The organism is Pseudomonas sp. P5_A12, assembly GCF_056400685.1.
This window is the reverse complement of the sequence record NZ_JBFUKU010000296.1, coordinates 1-6,446: the sequence shown is the minus strand read 5'-3', so window position 1 is coordinate 6,446 and position 6,446 is coordinate 1. Positions and strand designations below refer to the sequence as shown.

The window sequence follows — 6,446 nt, the reverse complement described above, 5'->3', positions numbered from 1 at the left end:
GTGTACCCAATATTCCCTCTTATCCGGGTGCCGAAGTTTTCAATGGCCAGCAGCATCATTCCAGTCGCCATCCCGGCGGAGACGCCTGGAGTGGCAAGCGCGCGGTGGTCATCGGTGCGAACAATTCGGCTCACGATATCTGCGCCGATCTGGTGGAGAACGGCGCCGAGGTGACCATGGTGCAACGCTCAAGCACTCACATCGTGCGTTCCGACAGTTTAATGGATCTCGTCTTCGGCGGGCTCTACTCAGAAGACGCCCTGGAGACGGGTTTGACCACGGACAAGGCTGACATGCTGTTCGCCTCGATCCCCTACAAGGTAATGCCTGGCTTTCATCAACCCATCTTTGACGCGATCAAGGAGCGTGACAAGGACTTCTACGAGCGCTTGGCCAAGGCCGGCTTCATGCTCGACTTCGGTGACGACGAGTCTGGCCTTTTCATGAAATACGTGCGTCGTGGCTCTGGCTACTACATCGACGTCGGTGCCTCAGAACTGATCGCTAACGGCACGATAAAGCTCAAGAGCGCGCCTGGCCTGGGTGTCGAACGCATCGAAGCAGATGCCGTCGTACTCAACGATGGCAGCCTACTACCGGCAGATCTGATCGTCTACGCCACGGGCTATGGCTCAATGAATGGTTGGGCGGCGAAGCTGATTTCCCAGGAAGTAGCGGACAAGGTCGGCCGCTGCTGGGGCTTGGGTTCTGGAACCACGAATGATCCTGGCCCATACGAGGGCGAACTGCGGAACATGTGGAAGCCAACACAGCAGGAAAACCTCTGGTTCCACGGTGGCAACCTGCATCAGTCACGGCATTATTCGCTGTATCTGGCGCTGCAGTTAAAAGCGCGCTTCGAAGGCATCGACACAACCGTCTACGGCCTTGCCGAGAGTCACCACACTGGCTGAGTCAAATGGCGCCCAGCCATGGTTGGGCGCCGCTCCTCAATGCATCTCCATAGCCCCCCGAGGAAATACGCGAGCAAGTAATTGCGAACGAACGGATCAATCCCCAGATCGGCAACGTCTGAGCATTCGCTACCCCGACAAGTTTGGGGTGCAGCCATGCATTGAGCAGCGGCAAGGTGATTCGACTGGCCGACAAGTTCTCCACGACCAGTCAGGCCCCGCTGGTGGGCCTGGTGGAGTCCGATCTGGAGCCAGTGGGTGATATCAAAGGGGCCGATCCTGTTCAAGCAGGAACGCAATGGCTGGAACAGCAGGGTTATCAAGGTCTGGAAATTCCGCTCCATGTTTGTTCACGATGACGCCAAAGTGACCCAGGCCAGCCGCTTTGACCCACGCATTACCCCAGTCGGCCGTTTTATCCGCCGCACGTCGTTCGATGAGTTGCCACAGTTATTCAACGTTCTGCAAGGTCGTATGCCTGGCCGAAGCGGCTCGGAGAGTCCTTGGATTGAGTCAGAGATGGAGCTTGGAGTGAAGGCTTGGTATTTGGTGCACTGCAAGTCCCGACAGGACGAGCGGGCAGAAGACAATCTGATCAGGCAAGGCTATGCCTGCTATCGGCCACAGGTTTGCTGCGAGCGTGTCGTCAAGGGGCGGCGCGCAGTGGTCAGTGAGTCGCTGTTTCCCGGTCAGCGGTGAGCCAGTGCGGATCACTGACGGGCCCTTTGCCGAGCTGCAGGCAATTTACCTGAGGATGGAAGGTGAGGCGCGGGTTGTAGTGTTATTAAACTTTCTGCAGCGCGAGCAACAGGTCAAGCTACCCTTGAGCAAGATCGCCAGGTTTTGAAGGTCTACGGCCCTGCCGGCGGGCAGCCGTTGTGCACTTCAAGAGGAGCAGAAATACAACAAAGCCTCAACGGTTGCTGCGGTCTGCCCTCGATCCCGGCCGTTTGCCAAATGGATGGTCTTCATTTCTACCGACGAAGCGGTCATATCTAACCTCCGGTCGCAGCGACAAATTCCGAGTCGCTCACCTCAGTCCTGAGTGAGTTAGAGGTGCTGCTTGATCTTGACATAGAGCGCAGTGTGAGAGCTTCGCCCTATGTGGCGGGAGAGTAAGTATGCAGTGGTTCATGAAACTGAAGCTGGGGACAAAGCTGATCTTCACTTTCCTTGCGGTTTCCGCAATGGCTTTGATGATTGGCGTACTCGCCTACATGAATATCTACAAAATTTCCCACTTGATGGCCAGCATGTACGCCGATCGACTGGTACCGATTCGCGACCTGGGGTACGCCAATAGTGAACTTAAGGATGATTTGACCCGGATTTACAAGGCTTGCACGGACAACGACCCGCAAGCGATGGCGTCCTTGACATCGGAGAGCCAGGCATCGGAGCGTCACATCGTCAACATTATGAATGCGTTTCGCGAGACGTTACTGGTTGATGGCGCGAAACAAAACTTAATCGTTTTCGACCAGCAGTGGCCGCTCTATGTCCAGGCGGCACAGAAGGCGATTGCGTTGGGGGTGGTGAACAGGAATGAGGAGAGCCTCGCGGCGCTGCAGGCAGAGGTTATGCCGCGCTTTAGGGTGTTGCAGACAACCCTGGAGACGCTGATCAAGATCAACGAGGAAACCGCCAGTCACCGGATAGCCGAAGCCGATGTGATCGTGGGGCAGATCGGCCAGGCAATGGTGGGCCTGGTGATAGGCGTCATTGTGCTGGTCATCCTGATAGGTTGGCTGATTACCCGCATGATTGTGCGGCAGATTGGTGGTGAGCTGTCCTATGCAGCGGATATTGCGCGCAAGGTGGCAGCCGGTGATTTGACAGTGGCACTGCAAACCAAAGCCAACGACCGCTCCAGCCTGTTGTACGCGTTAAAAATAATGCTCGAACAACTGCAAGTGTATTACGCAAAACTGGAGCACAAGGTCGAAGAGCGCACGGCTGCCTTGACGGATGTGCTCGCGCAGCAAGCCGCCAGCATGAAGGTGAACGCCAGCCTGATCGCCGAAATCCAGGAAAAGAATCGTCAACTTCAGATCGCCGACCAACACAAAAGCGACTTCGTGGCCAACATGAGCCATGAGATTCGTACGCCGATGAACGCGATTATCGGCATGAGCTACCTTGCTCTCAAAACCGAATTGAACCCGCGCCAGCGCGACTACATCGGCAAGATCCAGCAGTCTGGCAAGCATTTACTGGGCATCATCAACGACGTGCTCGACTTTTCCAAGGTCGAATCCGGCATGTTGAATGTCGAACAGACCGAGTTCACCCTTGAGGAGTTGCTCGACAACGTGGTGAACCTGGTCGGTACGCGGGCCGCGCAGCGCAACTTGGAGTTGATCCTCGATGTGGCCAGCGACGTCCCGACCACGCTGATGGGCGACCCGCTGCGCCTGGGGCAAGTCCTGGTGAATTTTGCCAGCAACGCGGTCAAATTCACCAAACAGGGTGAGATCTCCATCGCGGTTCGTCTGCATGAGCACAGCGAGTCCGAGGCGCTGCTGTATTTTGCGGTCAAGGACACCGGCATCGGCCTGTCCGAAGAGCTAATGGGGCGCCTGTTCCAAAGCTTCCAGCAAGCAGACTCCTCGACGACCCGCCAATACGGCGGCACCGGCCTGGGTCTGGCGATTGCCAAGAAACTGGCGGAATTGATGGGCGGCACGGTCGGCGTGGACAGCGTCATGGGCCAGGGTTCGACCTTCTGGTTCACCGCTCGGGTGGGCATCGTGTCAGAAACGCGCAAAATACTGCCGGGGCCCAACCCGAACAGCGGTCGGATGCTGGCGGTGGATGACATTAACAGCGCTCCTCCCGGCCTTTCGCAGGAGGCTCCCATGGGGGGCATCATGGCGGCGATTGTCGGTGCCCGGGTACTTTTGGTCGAAGACAATTCAATGAACCAGCAGTTGGCGAGCGAACTGCTGAGCGATGCCGGATTGCTGGTCGATATCGCTGGCAATGGGCAAATTGCCGTCGACAGGGTGAAAACAAACGACTATGACCTGGTGGTGATGGACATGCAGATGCCAATACTCGATGGCGTGAGCGCGACCCGTGCCATTCGTGCCTTGCCAGGCAAGCGTGATCTGCCCATCGTTGCCATGACCGCCAACGCCATGCTGGCCGATCGCGAACGCTGTATGGAGGCCGGCATGGTGGATTTTGTCGTCAAGCCGATCGACCCAGACGCACTGTTCCGTACTCTGCTGCGCTGGATCGAACCTACCGGTGTAGTGCCTGTGGATGTAGGCGCCCCAGCGGCCAATGTCGCGCCCCATGGGAACTTGAATCTCGGTGGCGTGGACGTGGCTGCCGGGCTACGGCGGGTGCTGGGTAAGCACAACCTGTATCTGGACATGTTGCGTATCTACCTGGCCGGCCAGAGTCCCTTGCTGTCGCAGTTGCGCTCGGCGCTGACGGTGGGAGCGCTGGAGAAGGCTGAACTGTTGGCCCATACCTGCAAGGGGATGTCTGCGACCATCGGTGCTGACACTGTCGCGCAGGCTGCAGATGCATTGGAGCAGGCATTGCGCGACAAGCGACCGGACGATGAGCTGCAAGTCTGCCTGGAAGTTTTGACTGAGCCTGTGGAAGCGCTGCTGGGGCAACTGCGCGAGAAGTTGCCCTGTGCGGTCAAAACAGACTAAATCTCGGTCGACGTTGTGGAGTTGCAGCAGGTTTGCCGACATCTTGATGACCTGCTGAGTGACTCTGACGCGCAGGTAGTGCCCTATTTCGCTACACATGCAGACGTCTTGCGCAGGGCGTTTACAAAAAGCTTGCAGCAACTGGAAGGTGCTGTGAGATTTCAAGCGGGCGCTGGTCTTTTTGAGGGAGGCCCAGCAGTCCTGTGAATGAGTTTCACTTGGTCATGCCAAAAGCAGCCCCTGAGGTACCCCAACAAAAGACCAGCGCCTGCGCGTCAGAAAGCAGGTACGACATCGCCGTGATAGCGCTCAAGTATGAACTTCTTCACTTCAGGCGAATTAAGCAAAGCACCGAGTTTCAATACGGCCGGGGCGTTCGCCTTGTCGCGACGTACATACAGGTAGTTGGCGTAGGGTGACTCCGAGCTTTCGATAAACAGCGCATCCTTGTGAGGCTCAAGCTTTGCTTCCAACGCATAGTTGGCGTTGATCAATGCCAGGTCGACCTGGTTAAGTACGCGCGGCAACATGGCCGCTTCCAGCTCCTGAAATTTCAGGTGCTTGGGGTTGCTGACAATGTCGAGGCGCGTCGCCATGATGTTGTCGGGATCCTTGAGGGTGATCAGGCCTTGCCTGGCGATCAGCAGCAGCGCACGACCGGAGTTGGTCGGGTCGTTGGGGATGGCAATGGTGGCACCATCCTTGAGCTCGCTAATGGACTTGATCTTCTTCGAATATGCACCRAAGGGTTCGATGTGCACGGCGACGATGGGCACCTGATCGCTGCTTGGGCGGTCTTTTTTGTACGCCTCGTAGTACGGCTTGCTCTGGAAGTAATTGGCGTCCAGCAAGCCTTCATCCGTCTGCCGGTCTGGCTGGATGTAGTCAGAGAAGACTTTGACATCCAGCGTCACCCCTTCCTTGGCCAGTTCGGGTTTGAGGAATTCCAGGATCTCGGCATGGGGCACAGGCACCACCGCGATTTTCAGGGTTTCGGCATAGGCAGAACCCATGGCTGCGACCAGCAGTGCAACGGAGAGAGCGACGCGTTTCACGATAATTTTCCTTCGAAGCGTTTCAGGGAGAAAGAAGAGAGATCGAGGTCGGTCGAGCCACGCATGCACCACTGCGCAAACGCCTCGCCCAGTGCAGCGGAATGTTTGAAACCGTGACCAGAACACGCTGACACCACCAAGGTGTGCTGCAACGACGGATGCTCATCGATGATGAAATGGCGATCCGGCGTCACGGTGTAGGCGCAGACCGCAGACTTGACTACCTTTGAGGTAACACCGGCGATGCGGCCGTGTACCTGGTTCTCGTACATGTCCTGCTCTTCGGCCGCCGAGACCGTTCGATCCATTGTTTGCGGCAACGAAGTAGTGTGGTACTGCGCGGTGGCGATTTTCAGGCTGCCCTCGCCGTTTAACGCGGGGAAACCGTAATTGATTTTGTCGTCGCCACGACCGTGGGTGACGATAAATGTCGGTGAGTGGCCCAGCAGCCCGGCGCTCTCCTCCAGCTCGAACCAGAACAGCTTCTGCCGGTAGACACTGAGCAGGCTGTCAAACGGCTTGCCCAGCCATTCGCTGCTCCAGTTGCCGGCGCTGATCACCAGCTTGTTGGCAAAGAGCGTGCGCAGGTTCGTGGTGACATTGACCCCCTGCTCGTTCGAGCTGATCCGCGTGACAGTCTCGCCTTTGTGCAGGATTGCACCGTGCTGTTCGGCCAGCTTGAGCTGCACGTCGATGCAACGTTCAGGGCGTACAAAGCCTCCACCAGGCTCGAAATAGCCGATGGCAGTGTCGTGCACGTTGGCAAATTGTGGAAAGCGCTGGCGAATCTGCCCGGCGGACAAGAC

The 6,446-nt window shown here is 57.3% G+C and carries 6 protein-coding genes and 1 pseudogene; 5 read left to right on the top strand and 2 right to left on the bottom strand.

Annotated features, from left to right (window positions below; translation table 11 throughout):
* From AC1DSG_RS25930 to AC1DSG_RS25910, 5 genes and pseudogenes are all read left to right on the top strand, one after another.
* On the top strand, positions 1-914 hold a 914-nt coding region (locus AC1DSG_RS25930), incomplete at its 5' end, for an NAD(P)-binding domain-containing protein (protein WP_477793434.1).
* A gap of 161 nt (positions 915-1,075) precedes the next feature.
* The gene (locus AC1DSG_RS25925) at positions 1,076-1,273 is read left to right on the top strand and encodes a hypothetical protein (protein ID WP_477793436.1); all 198 of its coding nucleotides are present in this window, start codon (positions 1,076-1,078) and stop codon (positions 1,271-1,273) included.
* Positions 1,179-1,391 (top strand): annotated as a pseudogene (locus tag AC1DSG_RS25920) (sugar transferase); the annotation flags it as partial. The gene AC1DSG_RS25925 and the pseudogene AC1DSG_RS25920, both read left to right, overlap by 95 nt.
* Complete coding sequence (locus AC1DSG_RS25915) at positions 1,389-1,613, top strand: transcription termination/antitermination NusG family protein (RefSeq protein WP_477793435.1); 225 nt, start codon at positions 1,389-1,391, stop codon at positions 1,611-1,613. The pseudogene AC1DSG_RS25920 and the gene AC1DSG_RS25915, both read left to right, overlap by 3 nt.
* Positions 1,614-2,047: 434 nt before the next feature.
* Positions 2,048-4,585: an MCP four helix bundle domain-containing protein gene (locus AC1DSG_RS25910; RefSeq protein WP_477793433.1), complete on the top strand. Its 2,538-nt coding sequence runs from the start codon at positions 2,048-2,050 to the stop codon at positions 4,583-4,585.
* 275 nt (positions 4,586-4,860) lie between these two features.
* On the opposite strand, the gene AC1DSG_RS25905 is transcribed toward AC1DSG_RS25910, so the two are convergent.
* Positions 4,861-5,640 (bottom strand): MetQ/NlpA family ABC transporter substrate-binding protein, encoded by a 780-nt coding sequence (locus AC1DSG_RS25905; protein WP_477793432.1) that lies wholly within the window; start codon positions 5,638-5,640, stop codon positions 4,861-4,863.
* The coding region (solA, locus tag AC1DSG_RS25900) for an N-methyl-L-tryptophan oxidase (RefSeq protein ID WP_477793431.1) at positions 5,637-6,446 on the bottom strand (810 nt) is incomplete at its 5' end. The genes solA and AC1DSG_RS25905, both read right to left, overlap by 4 nt.